This is a genomic window from Paraburkholderia sp. MM6662-R1 (genome assembly GCF_050436245.1).
Taxonomy (GTDB): Bacteria; Pseudomonadota; Gammaproteobacteria; order Burkholderiales; family Burkholderiaceae; genus Paraburkholderia; species Paraburkholderia tuberum.
The window spans coordinates 2,602,122-2,617,226 of the sequence record NZ_JBNDLV010000004.1; the positions used below are offsets into that span (position 1 = coordinate 2,602,122).

Sequence of the window (15,105 nt, forward strand, 5' to 3'; positions counted from 1 at the left end):
GTAGCGGGTTCGACTGACTGATTTTATCGATCAGTTCGTCGGCAGACCTCCCGCTACATAGGATCTCTTTCCGGGCCTCGATCCGATCGACCCGCTCAGCACGCGGCAACTGACCCGCGCCATCCATGCGGCCGCCGAGACCGCAAACATCGACAAGCGCGTATCCATGCACACGCTGAGGCATTCCTTTGCCACGCACCTGCTGGAACAGAAGGAGGATATCCGCGTGATCCAGGTGCTCCTTGGACACAGGCAGATCGAGACCACCACGCTCTATACCCAGGTTGCCACTGACCTCCTGCGCAAGGTGGTCAGTCCGCTGGACCGCCTGCCCGCCGGCTAGCCCGGCCGCACGCGGAGCACCTCGTGCTGGAGGTCGCGGATATCTTCCGCGCCTGCGGGCCGGCGTGGCGGCGCACGGTAGCGCTGAGCCTGGGGCAGCTGAAGGTCATGTCGGCCATCGAACAGTGCCGCAGTGCGGCACTCGGGGGGCATGTGCTGCGCTGCGCCGGCTGCGACCGGATCGAGGTTGCCTACAACTCCTGCCTTATGGGAAGTGTTTTCCTATGGGGAGAAGGCACCCCCTGAGCGAGCACGGAGCGAACTCCGCGCCCGTTCAGCTCTCCATTAAAGCTTGGCCCTGAGCATGGCGATTACCTTATCGGACGGCCGGAACGAACCCCTGCGCAAATGCGGTGGGACGATCGCGTTGAGGGCTTCGAGCTTCTCAGTTGGATCAGCGCGGGTGTAGATTTCAGTGGTCGCCAGATCGCTGTGCCCGAGCCACAGGGAAACCTTTCGGATGTCCTGAGTGCTTCGCAGTACTATCATTGCACAGGTGTGCCTCAAGACGTGCGGTGATACCTGCTTCTTCGACAGCGAGGGGCACTTATGACTAGCCGTCGCAGTGTGGCATTTAAGGACATACGCGAAACCCCAACGGCTCATCGCTTCGCCCCGTGCATTAACGAACAATTCCGGTACTGCGACAGTTCCCCGTACCACCATCCAGGCACGCAACGCGTTAGCGGTTGTTTTCCACAGGGGCAACGCGCGCTCCCGCCGGCCCTTGCCGTGAACACGGATGCTCAACGACGGGAGCACAACATCGGCGGTATGTAATCCCGTCAGCTCCGATACACGCAGGCCGCCGCAGATGGCCAGATGCAGCATCGCCCGGTCCCGAATACCCTCGCGCGTTGACGGATCTGGCGCATCGAGCAGAGCCCGAACCTCATCCTCGAGCAGATATGGCACCAAGCGGGAATCGGTTTTCTTATAGGGAATGCCCAGGATTCGTCGCGCTTGCTCAAGAATCGCGGGCTCGCGATACTCAAGGAAGTGGAAGAATGACCTGATTGCTGCCAGCCGGACATTACGCGTCTCAGGCGAATTGTGGCGCGCATCTTCGAGATATTCCAGGAAGTCACTGATCAGCCTCGCATCGAGCTGCTCCAGTGCTAGCGACGAGGGCGTCACCTTGAGTCGCCTGGCGGCGAACTCGAACAGAAGCTGGAAGGTGCAAGCATAGGAGTCGCAGGTGTGTTGGCTGGCGCCTCTCTCATGGGCAAGGTTTTGACGAAGGAATGCAACAATGTGCGGTGCGATCGGCATCATTTCTGTTCTCCGGTGAGAAACCCCTCTGCAGCGACAGCAATGTCGCGCAGGAGCTCGGGCGTGGCCTCGAGATACCAATAGGTGGCGTTGATGGTGACGTGTCCCATGTAGGTCGCAAGGGCCAACATGTGCCGCCCGACCCGGTCTCGGCCTTCCGGGCTTGCCTCCAGTGCCCTGACGGCGAACGTGTGTCTGAGCTCATGCAAGCGGGGACGGTGGCCGTTGTGGGCGGTGCCGATGCCGGCGAACTTCAGCAGCTTCTGGAACATCCAGTAAGTAACCGTGTATCTGAGCGCGTGACCGTCGTCATCAACGAACACATGGTCGTCACCCGGGCAGGCTCGTCGCCGCAGTGCTAAATACCTCTTCAGACCCGCCGCCGCTGTCTCGTGCAGTGGAACCAGACGGGTCTTCTGGAATTTGCTCTTTCGAATGAGCAGTCCTTCGGAAGTCATGTCGGCAAGCCGCAGGTTCAGGGCCTCCGAGATCCGCATGCCCGTGGCTAACAGCAGGGCAATTAATGTCGCATACGTTTGTGGTTGCAACGTGCCCCGAGGGCCCGATTGCAAGGCCGTGTTGATCAAGCGCTCAATGTCAGCGCAGGTGTAGATGAACGGAACGCGACGCGTCTTTCGGTAACCAAAGTGGCGGGCGGGTGGTAGTTCATGGTTTTGATCTTCCATACGCATGTACCGGACGAACCGACACACGGTCTTTAGCCTTGCGTCACGCTGGGCCACCGACGCAGCCTCGCCGGCCCAGTCGATTGCTGTCTGCGTGCAAACGTGCATTTCACCGCGGTTGACAGCAAAGCACGCGAAACTGCGCAACAGGTAGTCTGCGTTCAGCAGTTTGAATCCGGCGGCACGCCGCGCGGCAAGATAGGACTCCACGGCGGGCATCATTTCGCCACCTCCGGCCATGGCCGAGCGATTTGGCTGGGCAGCGCTACGTCGACCTTGGCGTAATACGCCGTGGTATCAATGCCGCGATGCCTCAGGATCAGGCCAACCTGGTCGAGGGGAAGCCCGTGGCGCAACATCTCAGTCGCCGCCGTGTGGCGCAGCAGATGTGCACCTTTGGCGGGCGAACTCACCCCGGCCCGTTTTAGTGCGCGCTTCACTATCGAAGATATGCCGTCGCCTGAGATATGCGGCTTGACGGGTGCGATGTTTCTAACAAAGACATGGTCGCTGCCGGCAACCCGAGGTCGCGATTCGAGATACCGCAGAAGTGCCTCGCCAGCATCCTGCGGCAGCGGAAGGCGAACTTCATAGCGCCCCTTTCCCAAGACACGTAGCGTCCCGGAGTCCCACTCGATATCGCTCAAGCGAAGGTTCGCCAGGTCACCTGCGCGAACCCCAAGTCGCACAAGCAGGAGGACGATCGCACGATCGCGAAGACGCCTGCGTGAATCGTCATCGCATGCGGCGATCAGGCGATCAACTTCGTCAGCGCTCAGACACCTTGGCAGTGACGCCAGGCGCCAATGCGCCAACGACGGAACCGCCTGATCGAGACCCGGCCGACACAGATCGTGAACACCGAGGTAGCGTAAGAAGGCTCGCGCGCTAGTGACCCGCTTTTCAGCGGTACCAGCACCACAACTGCAAGCACTGTTCAGCAGGAACGTACGTATCTGCTTCGGATCCCACTGGCTGGCGTCATCGCCAAGCACTTTCAGCATCACTGCGGCATCACGACAGTAGAGCCGAATGGTCGGCTCCTTTGCACCCCGGTGCTTTTGCAACCATCGCCGGAAACCACCCACGATTGCCGGCTCCCGAATCTCTGCAATCGAAGGCTTGTCGTCCGGGCAGACGCCGATCTCGATCAGGTATTCGCGAAAGCGTTTGGCGCCGAAATAGACGTGGTGGCCGGTCCTGCCACCTTTTACTTCCGGGCAAGTGCAAGTTGGCAGATGACGAAAGAAGGTTTTCGGGGTTTGTGGACCAGTATCGGCCAGGGTACCGCCGTGTGCCAGCATGAAGCGACCAAGATGGTCGGCAGCTCGCAGGTAACGTATGGCACTGGCCGCAGAATATCCGTCTCGTTCAAGCGCGTCAGCAAAGTCGTCAATGAAGACTCCGCTGGGTCCCGAGCGCAGGCGTTTCAAGGTTTTGGGTGCTACCAGGTAGGTGTCCAGCATCACATCCTCCTATGAGGGTTGCCTGGGAAGGCCAAACCACCATAGCAAAGGAGGACCGCGATTTTATGGGGTGTTAAATGGCGACCGGCCAGATACAAAACCAGATACGGCCGGTAGGTTTCGCGCCGATGTCACCAGCGGCGTGGAATTCGATGAAAACGGACGGTTTCAAATTCACACTGACGAAGCGATAGCACGATCGCGCGATCAAGGGTCAAGCTCGTTCTGCGCCGCGACTCACCTCAGTGGCTAGTCCGCTGAGAATGCGGCAACTACAAGGGAAGCAGGAGAACGGAGCGAAGAAAAATAAAGAAGAACCAGGCTTTAGACAAACCGGGCCCCAAAGAAAATGAACCAAGAAAAGTCGGTTCCACGCGGTGAGTTTCACACCGTAAGTTTTTGACGACTTTCAGATCGCCAATGACACGCCGAACCTGATCTGCAACTCCCCGTTAGACAGAACTTCCCATAAGGCAGAGGGATTTTTGGTTAGCGATTGCGGCTACGAACCTATGAGCGAGTCCAGATAAGTCGGACCGCAATCGGTAACTAAAAATCCGTTTGTGCTGAACCGCTCCGCAGGCGGTCGCCTCTATGGGCATTGAATGGTCGCAAAGGTTATCCAGCGCGCGCCACGCATGATAGCGGGCACCGGACAACGATGATGCGGAATGGACGAGTACGTGAGGTTGGTGCGGGCGTTGGGTTGGCGAGGTCGAGGGTGCCGATGGGGGGGCGTTTGCCTAAGGCAAAGACCCGACGACGCAGGGCCGGACGCGTTGCCATCCGGAATGCATGGAAACGTGAGAGGTCGCGGCGCGAACGCGCATCAGTGAACATGGTGAGCGGGTGGCGGTGCACGCGGCAGTGCACCGGGCAGGAAGGATTCGATGCAGACCATGTGGCCGTTGCCGCAGACCGGGCAATCGCGCAGGGACCTGCCAGTGAGTCGCTGGTAACGGTCGCGGTAGTCTTCCATCGGGTCGGGCATGTCGTCCGCGGGAGCCACGACGCCGAGCAGGCGGCGGCAGGTGGCGAGCCTGGCGGTCCGGTGGCGATTGGCGAGCCACCCGTAACTGCGGATGCGCTTGAAGCCATCGGGCGGCACGTGCAGCAGGAAGCGGCGGATGAATTCGTCGGCCTCAAGCGTCATGGTCTTCGTTGCGGCGGGGTGTTTATAGTCTTTCCACCGGAACGTGACGTGGCCGTCGTCGAAGTTGACCAGCCGGTTGTTCGAGATGGCCACGCGGTGGGTGTAGCGGCCCAGATAGTCGAGCACGTGCCGGGCATCGCCGAAGGGAGGCTTCGCATAGACTACCCACTCGGCCTGTGCGGCCGGTGCGAGAAAGGTGGCGAACGCCCGAATGTCGGCGAGCGGTGCAAGCTGACCGTAGAAATGCAGCGCGCCGGTGTCGAAGGCATGGCGCAGCTGTGCGAGAAACAGACGCCGGAACAGCCGTGAGAGCACCCGCACGGGCAGGAAGAAGCCGGGACGGCAGGCGATCCAGTGTTCCCCGTCCGGGGCGATGCCGCCGCCCGGGACCACGCAGTGGACGTGCGGATGGTGTTGCAGGTTCTGCCCCCAGGTATGCAGGACCGTGATGAAGCCGATTTCGGCGCCTAGGTGTTTCGGATCGGCGGCGATGGTGCGCAGGGTTTCGGCGCTGGTGCGGAACAGGATGTCGTAGAGCACGCGTTTGTTCTGCCAGGCGAGCGCCGCGATGGGTTCGGGCAGCGTGAAGACCACGTGGAAATACTCGACCCCGGGCAGCAGTTCAGCCTGCCGGTGTTCGAGCCATTGCGCGCGGGCGAGCGACTGGCACTTCGGGCAGGCCCGATGCCGGCACGAGTTGTAGGTGATGCGCTGGTGACCGCAGGCGTCGCACTGTTCGACATGGCCGCCGAGGGCCGCGGTGCGGCACAGTTCGATCGCACTCATGGCACGCCGCTGGGCACGGCTGAGCCCGCCGGCATGGCTCTGCCGGTACTTCGGCCCGCAGCGGCGGAAGATATCCGCCACCTCGAGCGCCGCACGCATGACGGTGTTCAGAAATACTCGGGCGGACTGGGTGGAGGCTGCAGCGACTCGGGGTGCGGCAGCAGGTCGAAGGGGCTGGAGGTTGCACACACGGTGCTGGTCGCCACTTTCAGGTACCGTAAATGTGCTGCAGCACATTTGCGATATTACCGACAGTAGATCGTTATGTAGAGTAGCAACGTCAAACGCATCGTGAGAAGGCATCAGGTTTGAACAACTGCACATAAAATTTCATGATGGGCTCCTGGCGGCCATCGGGATCGCCTTTGTGAGGAGCTCGATCATGGAGAAGTCAACCCATCAAGTTTCAAGCCACCTGCCGTTGCAGCAGTTCGTTGCTGGTGCCGTGGGCGAACTGGAGAGGCTTCATTACAGCAGACGAACGCTCGCGCGCTATCGCGCAGTCTGGCGACATCTCATCGCGTTTTGTCACGAGATGAGCCTGGAAGATCAGTATTCGTACGAGCTGGCTGAACAGTTTCGCACTGCGTATCAGATGTATGAGGGTGAGTGCCTGAACTCACGGCAGGGGTGGCGACGGCATATCGTGTTTGCCCTCAAGGTTCTGGAGGATTTTGCGCGTGACGGACACATTGAGCGTACCGTCACCGACATGCAGAAGATCCAGGTCCCGGCGCCCATGAGCACGACATTGCGCGACTATGAACTGTACTGTCGAGATCGTCGTCATCTTCGCACAACGACCCTTCGCGAGCGGATGCGGGAGATCGCGATATTCGCGGATTTCCTTGGTTCAAGGAATATCACGTTTTTTGACCAGATGCCGCCGGCCGATCTCTGCGCATTTGTGACCTCGCAACATCGCCTGGCGGCCAAGTCCGTCTCACGGATCGTTTCCGATGTGCGTGGTTTTCTGCGCTTTCTTCTGCTGCGAGGAATTCTGCAGCAGGATCTCAGCCATGTATTGCCGGTGGTCCACGTTCCCCGCGATGCGACTGTTCCATCGGTCTGGGATCCGGAACTTGTGATCAGGTTGCTCGAAGTCGTCGATAGAACCTCGCCCAAAGGCAAGCGCGATTACGCGATCCTTCTGCTTGCCTGTCGCCTCGGATTGAGAGCGAGCGACATTCGGACACTAACCATCGACGATCTGAAGTGGGGAAACGGCCACAATAGAGGTTAAGCAGTCGAAGACCCTCGCACCTCTTTGTTTGCCATTACCGGAAGAAGTCGGCGAAGCCCTGATTGACTATCTGAGATCGGGCCGTCCTCAATCGGGTCATCGAGAAGTGTTTCTCACGTTGAATGCGCCTTTCCAACCCTTCTGGGAGGCTACTAACCTGCATCACATCGTCAAGCATTGGAAGGCCCTCGCCGGGATTCGTTTCCGGACTCCACAACGCCATGGTTTGCACTCGCTACGCCACACACTCGCGACACGACTGCTTCATGAACAGACGCCGTTTCAAGTCATCAGCGACATCCTGGGGCATGCGACGACGGCCTCGACGTTGATCTACGCGAAGACCGACGTGGAAACCCTGCGCACTGCCGCGTTGAACACCGAGGAGATGCGCCATGTCTAGTAGCGCATTCAAGGGGCAGTTCCGGAGCGTTGTCGGCTCACTTATGGAACAGTTCGTCCAAGAGAAACGGGCGTGTGGTTATCGATATGATGAGCAAGCCCGCTTGCTGGCATGCTTTGACCGCTTCCTGAGCGATGAAGCGCTATCCGAATGCGTGCTGCCGCGCTCGATCAGCCGCAAGTGGCTCGCCAAACAGCCCCACGAGAGTAAGAGCACCCACGATCATCGTATCTGCGCAGTTCGCCAATTTTCCCTGTTCATGTGCCGGCTGGGATATTCTGCTGACGTGCCGGATCGATCGCTGACGGCAAAGCGCTCTGACAGTTTCTCGCCACGCATTCTGACCCACGCCGAGATTCAGCGGCTGTTCCAGGCGGCTGACCAGCTTACACCGACCGCACGATCCCCAATGCGGCATCTCATTATGCCGGAAGTGCTCCGGCTCCTGTATGGCTGCGGCCTGAGGGTGGGCGAGGTGCTGCACCTGCGCGTGGCCGACGTTGACCTTGTTCGGGGAATCCTGACGGTGCGTGAGGGCAAATTTCGAAAGGACAGGCTCGTTCCCCCAGCCTTGCCCCTGGTACAGCGCCTTCGAACCTACGCGCAAGTCATGGGCGAGCGCCCGTCCGATGCCTACTTCTTCCCTTCGCCATCCGACGGCCCGTTGAGCCACCCAGCCGTCTACTGGCTGTACCGGGAGCTGCTGTTGCGCTGCGGGGTCCCGCATGCCGGCAGGGGCAAGGGGCCGCGCTTACATGATCTGAGACATGTTTTTGCCGTCCATGCGTTGCTGCGGTGGTGCCAGGAGGGAGCCGACCTCAATGCGAAGCTCCCGGTGCTGGCGACCTACATGGGCCATCGCTCCCTCGCTGGAACGCAGCGCTATTTGCATCTGATCGCCGAGCTGTTTCCGGAGATCACGGCGCGCACCAGCGCTGCCTTCGGTGATGTCATCCCGCGGAGGAACGGATCATGAAACCGACGGATTTCTCCGTGCTCGTGACCAGCTTCCTGACGCACCATCTGGCCGCGCAGCGCAACCTAAGCCCCAACACGATCAAGGCCTATCGCGACGTGTTCACCCTGCTGCTGCGATTCTGTCGAGACGTGCAGGGAATCGCACTGGAGCGTCTGTCTCTGGCACAGATCGACGTACCGCTGGTCGAGGCATTCCTTGATCACCTGGCCAATGACCGGCACGTTTCGGTCAGCACACTGAATCATCGTCTCGCGGCGTTGCACGCGTTCTTCCGATACGTACAATCGGAAGAACCCGAGCGCCTGCTCCAGTGTCAGCAGATCCTCGCGATCCCGCTACGGCGACAGCCGCGCGCCAGTGTCGGTTACCTCTCCAAGGAATACCTTGCACAGCTTCTCGCACAACCGGACCTGCATACGTCTGAGGGCCGCCGGGATGCAGTGATGTTGAGCGTACTTTATGATACCGGTGCCCGGGTACAGGAGTTGATTGACCTGAACGCCGGGGACGTGCGCGTGGATCCTCCATCGCAGGTGCGGCTCATGGGAAAGGGCCGAAAGCTGCGCGCCGTGCCCCTGATGGACTCGACCGTCGAACTGCTACGCCAGTATCGACGCGATAACAACCTCGATCGCCCTGAACATGCCGACAAACCACTCTTCCAGAACCGGCAAGGCACACGGTTATCGCGCTCGGGTGTGCGTTATCTTCTGCAAAAGTATGTGATTCCTGTACGGCGAAGTCACCCCGAATTCACGCAGCGGGTGAGTCCTCACAGCCTGAGGCACACAAAGGGAATGCACCTGCTGCAAAGTGGCGTCCCGCTCGAGATCATCCGCGACTTCCTGGGGCACGTCGATGTGAAGACAACTGAGATCTATGCTCGCGCAAATCTTGAGATGAAGCGCAAGGCTCTCGAGAAAGCCACCGACGGTGCACCGCTTCCAAAGATCCCATCCTGGCAGCAGAACAAAACGCTGCTCGAATGGCTGCATTCGCTGTAGGACTGCGGAGGTTACGCACGCCGTTTTTTGGAATGCGGGCCTCCACATCCTGCCCAAACTTTTATGTAGAGTTCCGACGACGGGAAACCTTTGCTATCGCGAGCGGGATTCAACACTGCACATAACAACTTTCGGCCGGTAATACCGGGCAGTCGTCGAAAGGGAGCGATGCCCCATCAGCAGCTGGATCCGGCGTACATCGGTGCCGGTCTCCAGCAGGTGGGTGGCGAAGGCGTGCCGCAGCGAATGCGGCGTGATGGGTTTCTGGATCCCGCTGCGCTGGCGCGCGATGCGGCAAGCCAGCGCTACTGCGGACCGGGTGATGGGCTGGCCGGGGATGTCACCTGGAAAGAGCCACTCCCGGGGGTGAGCGTCGTGCCAGTACAGTCGCAGGATCTCGAGCAGCCGCGGCGAGAGCATCACGTAGCGGTCCTTACGATTTTTGCCCTGGTTCACGCGGATGACCATGCGCTGGCTGTCGATATCGGCGACCTTCAGGTGCACGACTTCCGACACGCGCAGCCCGGCCGCGTACGCGGTCATCAGGATGGTGCGCTGCTTGAGACTGGCGATCGACTCGAAGAAGGTGGTGATCTCCTCCAGGCTCAGGACCACCGGCAGTCTGAACGGCTTCTTCGGCAACGGAAAGTCCTCGTCGCTCCAGGGTCGCTTGAGCGTCACGCGGTAGAGGAAGCGCAGTGCGCCGATTGTTGGGCCGAGGCTGCCGGGGGCCAGCTTGCGCTCCTCGCGAAGATGGACGAGCCAGGCCCGGATCTCTTCGGGGCCGAGCAGTTCGGGCGAGCGCCGGAAATGCCGGGCGAAACTGGAAACCTGCAGCAGATAGGACTTCTGGGTGTTCTCTGCCAGATTTCTGATCAGCATGTCGTGCTGCATGCGTTCACGGAGCAGTGTCATGGTGGACCTCCTGGGAACAGTGGATGGAGTGCCCGGTCGGGCATCTCCATGCTGCTCCTGGTGGCCTGCTCACCACCTCGCTACGGTCCGGCTCCAGATAACCGTCCTCACGGAACGCCAGCCGCTCGCCTTCGCATCCCTCCCACTACCGCTTCAGCGGTTTAGTACTTGGCAGGTAATGGAGTTCACTCCATTACCTGCCGCAACCGTCATTGCCCGAAGTGCCAGGGCAGTGCTGCGCATCGCTGGCTCCAGGCACGCCAGGCCGATCTGCTTCCGGTCGGGTACTACCATGTCGTCTTCACGCTGCCCGCGCCCATCAGTGCCATCGCCTGGTACAACAAGGCCGTCATCTACGGGCTGCTGTTCGATATCGCCGCCGAAACGCTACGCACCATTGCCGCTGATCCGAAGCACCTCGGCGCCCAGATCGGCGCGACGCTCGTGCTGCACACCTGGGGCTCGGCACTCACGCATCATCCGCACGTACACGGTATCGTCCCCGGTGGTGGGCTGTCGCCCGATGGTCAGCGGTGGATCGGATGCCGGCCCGGCTTCTTCCTGCCGGTACGTGTGCTATCGCGCCTGTTCCGCAGGCGCTTGCTCGAAGCGCTCACGGACGCGCACCGGCACGGCCACCTGCAGTTCTTCGGCCAGTACGCTGAACTTGCCGACCCAGCTGTCTTTGACGTGTGGCTTGCGCCGCTGCGTGCCTGCGAATGGATCGTCTACGCAAAGCGTCCCTTTGCAGGACCCGAAGCAGTGCTCGCGTACCTGTCGCGCTATACGCACCGCGTCGCGATCTCCAGCCAGCGCCTGCTTGCATTCGATGAACGCGGCGTGACCTTCCGCTGGAAGGACTACCGTGCGAAGGGGCACACCCGCTACAAGACCATGACCCTCGAAGCCGGCGAGTTCATGCGCCGCTTTATATGAACGCGTCCCGTTTGCAACAGTTTTCGTGTGTTCAGACAGACAGGATGGGCTGCAGCTTTATATCCGGCCTTGTTGCAGCCGGTATTGCTGCTGCGGGCCTCTATGAAATACGCTGACTCGCACCTCATTTCCTGCGCGAGCTCGAAGCTCGACGGCGCATTCAGGTTTAGCGAGTCCCGGTCCTACCTGGTTTGAAAATCATCTAGCGGGCCTCCCACCGTCGTCATGGAGGCGGCGCGGTTAAAGTGAGTTTGCCAACTGCTTTAACCGAAGGGAGGCTGTGATGAAATATAGCGGAATTGACCTGCATTCGAATAACAGCGTCGTGACTGTGACCGACGAGGCGGACCGGGTGGTCGCGGAAAAGCGCATGCCTAACGACTTGCCAAAAATCCTTGCGTTTCTCTCGCCATGGCGAACGGAACTGGCTGGCGTCGTGGTCGAATCCACGTTTTATGGACGCTCCGGAATTATGCACGGTTTGTCGGTCATTCTGAGGTGCGACGCCCAATTCCTCTGGACGCCGGGTAGCGCCTCCCCAACGGTCGACCTTGCATAACAGATACTGCTCTTCCCAGATGGCTTCATCGCCATCTCTCAGGAGAGCGATCATGATCACGCAAGTCATTTCTGAAGTCGTCGCGTGCAATCGTGCACGGTACGGCGCACTCGAGCCCCTCGTTGGGGCTTTCGCGGAATACTTGGTCCGACGCGGATATGCGGGCGTTACTGTAGGGAACTACCTGCAATGCGCGTCGCACTTCGGGCGGTGGCTGACTTCGCAGCGCATCGCTCTCGATCACATCGACGAGGCGACACTACATCGCTTTCTTACGGTGCACCTCCCGGTCTGCCATTGCTACAAGCCAAGTCCGCGCACCCTCGCTAATCTTCGCCGCGCGCTCCGCAATCTGCTTCGCATGCTGCGCGCGGAGGGCGTCGTTCCGCCGAGATCAACGCCAGTGTCCGTGTTCGTAAATGAGGAGCTTCAGCTCTTTGATGCCTATCTTCAGGATGTGCAGGGGCTAGCACCAGCAACGCGTCTCTACCGTCTGCGCTACGTCCGTGAATTCCTCATTGCCCGATTTGGCTGGGGGCCGATTGCGCTTGAATGCCTCAAGCCAGAAGAGATCTGTCGATTCGTGACTGATCGCGCCGCGGGCTGCCAACCCCGGACAGCAGGAATCATTGGCGACTGTCTGCGGAGTTATTTGCGTTTCCGTCGCATACACGGACAACCTACCGAACCCCTGATTGCCGCAGTCCCAAGAGTCGCTTACTGGCGTCTAGCGGCGTTACCGGATTCTCTTACCGATTCAGAACTGGCGGGGCTTGTGAGTTCCTTCGATCATACGTGTCCAACCGGCCGACGTGACTACGCGATCGTTCGCTGTCTGGTGGACCTGGGCCTACGGGCGAGCGAAGTGGCTTTTATCCAGCTCGATGACTTGAATTGGCGAGAAGGAACGCTTCGGATTGCCAAAGCGAAGGCAAAGCGCACAACACTTCTGCCGTTGCCTTTGGAGACGGGGCGCGCGATCGCTGACTATTTGCGCTTCGGGCGCCCGCGAACGGAAAGCCGCGCACTGTTTGTGCGGCACCGCGCTCCGCACGATGAACCGGTGGGGCCCAGCCTGGTGCGTAATGCCGTACGCTGTGCCTACGCCCGGTGCGGCCTCGCCCAGCGGTGGACCGGAACCCATGTGCTACGCCATTCGGTCGCATCAAGGCTACTCAGGGAAGGGGCAAGTCTCAAAGACATCGCCGATCTACTGCGCCACCGCAACGTCAACACGACGACCATCTATGTCAAAGTCGATCTACCCAGGCTCATCACCGTTGCCTTGCCATGGCCGGGGAGACGCACATGAAGGCCGCCACTACCATGGTCTCCCTGGTCGAGGACTATCTCGAATGCCGGCGGCGACTCGGCTTCGCTTTGGAGAGTGAGGAAAGGCGGCTGCTGTGCTTTGCACGCTTCGCCGATCAAATCGGCCACCGCGGTCCGATCACGGAAGAACTGGCCTTGCGTTGGGCCTGTTCGTCCAGCCGCGCGACAGCCACCACGAGAGCAGGTCGGCTAAGAATCTTGAGCCCGTTCGCCAAGTATCGCCTGCAGTTTGATCCCGCCACCGAAATTGCACCGCCGGGACTCTGTGGACCAGGACACCGAAGGTTGACTCCGCATATCTACTCGGAGGAAGAGATCGACGCGTTGCTGGATACTGCGCGACGACTTCCGCCCGCCGGTAGCCTGCGTCCAGTTACCTGTGAAACCGTCTTCGGTCTGCTCGCGGCCACGGGTTTGCGTATCTCGGAGGCGTTGGCCTTTCGGCGCTCGGACGTGGACTTGGAACGCGGCCTGCTCACGATCCGTCAGAGCAAGTTTCGGAAAGCCCGCCAGGTTCCTCTACATCCGACCACCACCGAAGCCCTCCGTGCCTACGCCTTTATTCGGGATAAAAGGCTGCCCGCGTCGACGACCGACGCGTTCTTCGTGTCAGACCGCGGGAGGCCAGTGAACTATCGTCAGATCGCATATGCCTTTGCCCGTCTTCGAGCGCAGCTCGGATGGCAGGCGCGAGGAGGTCACCCGCACCCGCGCATCCACGATCTGAGGCACAGCTTTATCTGCCGCCGTCTTGTCGGCTGGTATCAGGAGGGGATCGATGTCGGTAATGCGATGCTTGTGCTTTCCACCTATGTCGGACATACCCAGGTCACCGACACGTTCTGGTATGTAACGGCAATACCTGAGCTGATGACCATCGCAGGCGATCGCTTCGAGCACTTCGTTCAAGGAGGCAATCATGCTTGATCTGAACCTATTACCGACGTTTGCGCAATTGCTGCAGCAGTTCTTTATGGAGCGCCTGATACAGCAGCGTAACGCCAGCCCGCGAACGGTGGCGGCTTACCGCGACACCATGAGGCTGCTTCTCCAATTCACCGAACATCGATTGCATCGGAAACCTGAACGCCTGGAACTCAGCGATATTGATGCACCACTGGTTCTCGACTTCCTCAATCATCTCGAAGTGGTTCGCCAAAACAGCATCCGCAGCCGCAACCTCCGGCTTGCCGCCATTCGTTCGTTTCTGCACTATGCTGCGTCCCGAGCACCAGAATCGCTCGGCACGATTCAACAGGTGCTCGCGATTCCGATGAAGCGTTACGAGCGCCCGCTGGTCCGCTTCCTCTCCCGAGAAGAAATATGCGCCTTGCTCGATGCACCCAACCCCAACACATGGTGCGGCCAGCGCGATCGCGTGATGTTGGCGACCCTCTATAACACCGGCGCTCGGGTATCCGAACTCATCGGCATACGCGTCGGCGACGTCGATCTGGATCGAAGCCCTTCTGTTCGACTTCACGGTAAGGGTCGCAAAGAACGTGTGGTCCCGCTCTGGCGTAGCACCGCAAGCCAGATCCGGCTCTGGCTTCGTCAAATTGGCGCTTCACCCGGACAGTGGCTCTTTCCAAATCGCTCAGGCGGACCGATGACGCGAACCGGAATAACCGATCGCCTTAACCTCGCCTACCAGGCTGCGGCGACTCATTGCGCGGGACTCAAGGGCCGACGCATCTCACCGCACCTGGTTCGGCACGCGACTGCCATGCACCTGCTTCAGGCTGGCGTTGACCTCACGGTCATCGCGCTGTGGCTGGGTCACGAGAACCCAGCAACCACGCACATGTACATAGAGGCAGACCTGGCAATGAAGGAAAGGGCCCTCAGTACGCTTCAATTGCCCCACGGCAGGCAACACCGCTACCGGCCCACTGACCGCGTACTGCAGTTCCTCGAGGGCTTGTGATTATGCTCGGCCACGTGAACTGAACCGATCAGTGAGCCCTGCAATGCTCAGGAACTCGAAAGCGCGCGCGGCACGCCCCATACTTCGATTCACATCGGCACC

12 protein-coding genes and 4 pseudogenes are annotated in these 15,105 nt (G+C 60.1%); 11 read left to right on the forward strand and 5 right to left on the reverse strand.

What is annotated here, in order from left to right:
- Window positions 1–64: 64 nt before the first annotated feature.
- Together OKW39_RS41875 and OKW39_RS41880 are read left to right on the forward strand one after the other, a co-directional pair.
- A pseudogene (locus OKW39_RS41875) lies at window positions 65–343 on the forward strand (tyrosine-type recombinase/integrase); the annotation flags it as partial.
- 23 nt (window positions 344–366) lie between these two features.
- Window positions 367–546, forward strand: a pseudogene (locus tag OKW39_RS41880) (transposase zinc-binding domain-containing protein); the annotation flags it as partial.
- 81 nt (window positions 547–627) lie between these two features.
- Here OKW39_RS41880 and OKW39_RS41885 read toward each other — a convergent pair.
- The 4 genes from OKW39_RS41885 to OKW39_RS41900 all read right to left on the reverse strand — a co-directional run bounded on the left by OKW39_RS41885 (window position 628) and on the right by OKW39_RS41900 (window position 5,804).
- Complete coding sequence (locus tag OKW39_RS41885) at window positions 628–1,617, reverse strand: tyrosine-type recombinase/integrase (RefSeq protein WP_429565350.1); 990 nt, start codon at window positions 1,615–1,617, stop codon at window positions 628–630.
- Window positions 1,614–2,522: a tyrosine-type recombinase/integrase gene (locus tag OKW39_RS41890; protein WP_429565351.1), complete on the reverse strand. Its 909-nt coding sequence runs from the start codon at window positions 2,520–2,522 to the stop codon at window positions 1,614–1,616. Before OKW39_RS41890 ends, OKW39_RS41885 begins: the two co-directional genes overlap by 4 nt.
- Complete coding sequence (locus OKW39_RS41895; protein ID WP_429565352.1) at window positions 2,519–3,766, reverse strand: tyrosine-type recombinase/integrase; 1,248 nt, start codon at window positions 3,764–3,766, stop codon at window positions 2,519–2,521. Before OKW39_RS41895 ends, OKW39_RS41890 begins: the two co-directional genes overlap by 4 nt.
- A gap of 829 nt (window positions 3,767–4,595) precedes the next feature.
- Entirely contained in the window at window positions 4,596–5,804 is a 1,209-nt protein-coding gene (locus tag OKW39_RS41900; RefSeq protein ID WP_429565353.1) for an IS91 family transposase, read from the reverse strand.
- 283 nt (window positions 5,805–6,087) lie between these two features.
- Here OKW39_RS41900 and OKW39_RS41905 point away from each other — a divergent pair, with 283 nt between their 5' ends.
- From OKW39_RS41905 to OKW39_RS41920, 4 genes are read left to right on the forward strand one after another with little or no spacing between them, the layout of a single operon-like run.
- Window positions 6,088–6,948, forward strand: a complete 861-nt coding sequence (locus OKW39_RS41905) for a tyrosine-type recombinase/integrase (RefSeq protein WP_429565354.1) — start codon at window positions 6,088–6,090, stop codon at window positions 6,946–6,948.
- 28 nt (window positions 6,949–6,976) lie between these two features.
- On the forward strand, window positions 6,977–7,351 hold the full coding sequence (locus OKW39_RS41910) for a tyrosine-type recombinase/integrase (protein ID WP_429565355.1): 375 nt from the start codon (window positions 6,977–6,979) through the stop codon (window positions 7,349–7,351).
- Complete coding sequence (locus OKW39_RS41915; RefSeq protein ID WP_429565356.1) at window positions 7,344–8,327, forward strand: tyrosine-type recombinase/integrase; 984 nt, start codon at window positions 7,344–7,346, stop codon at window positions 8,325–8,327. Before OKW39_RS41910 ends, OKW39_RS41915 begins: the two co-directional genes overlap by 8 nt.
- Complete coding sequence (locus OKW39_RS41920; RefSeq protein ID WP_090812760.1) at window positions 8,324–9,334, forward strand: site-specific integrase; 1,011 nt, start codon at window positions 8,324–8,326, stop codon at window positions 9,332–9,334. The genes OKW39_RS41915 and OKW39_RS41920 overlap by 4 nt, the downstream gene beginning before the upstream one ends.
- 93 nt (window positions 9,335–9,427) lie before the next feature.
- On the opposite strand, the gene OKW39_RS41925 is transcribed toward OKW39_RS41920, so the two are convergent.
- Window positions 9,428–10,249 (reverse strand): tyrosine-type recombinase/integrase, encoded by an 822-nt coding sequence (locus OKW39_RS41925; RefSeq protein ID WP_429565357.1) that lies wholly within the window; start codon window positions 10,247–10,249, stop codon window positions 9,428–9,430.
- 183 nt (window positions 10,250–10,432) lie between these two features.
- On the opposite strand from OKW39_RS41925, the pseudogene OKW39_RS41930 reads away from it, so the two are divergent.
- The 5 genes and pseudogenes from OKW39_RS41930 to OKW39_RS41950 form a co-directional block, all read left to right on the forward strand.
- Window positions 10,433–11,182: pseudogene (locus tag OKW39_RS41930) on the forward strand (IS91 family transposase); the annotation flags it as partial.
- Window positions 11,183–11,468: 286 nt separating this feature from the next.
- Window positions 11,469–11,639: pseudogene (locus tag OKW39_RS41935) on the forward strand (IS110 family transposase); the annotation flags it as partial.
- A 157-nt stretch (window positions 11,640–11,796) separates the two neighbouring features.
- On the forward strand, window positions 11,797–13,056 hold the full coding sequence (locus tag OKW39_RS41940; RefSeq protein ID WP_429563935.1) for a site-specific integrase: 1,260 nt from the start codon (window positions 11,797–11,799) through the stop codon (window positions 13,054–13,056).
- Window positions 13,053–14,003: a tyrosine-type recombinase/integrase gene (locus tag OKW39_RS41945; RefSeq protein ID WP_429563934.1), complete on the forward strand. Its 951-nt coding sequence runs from the start codon at window positions 13,053–13,055 to the stop codon at window positions 14,001–14,003. The genes OKW39_RS41940 and OKW39_RS41945 overlap by 4 nt, the downstream gene beginning before the upstream one ends.
- Window positions 13,996–15,003: a site-specific integrase gene (locus OKW39_RS41950; protein ID WP_429563933.1), complete on the forward strand. Its 1,008-nt coding sequence runs from the start codon at window positions 13,996–13,998 to the stop codon at window positions 15,001–15,003. Before OKW39_RS41945 ends, OKW39_RS41950 begins: the two co-directional genes overlap by 8 nt.
- Window positions 15,004–15,105: the final 102 nt, after the last annotated feature.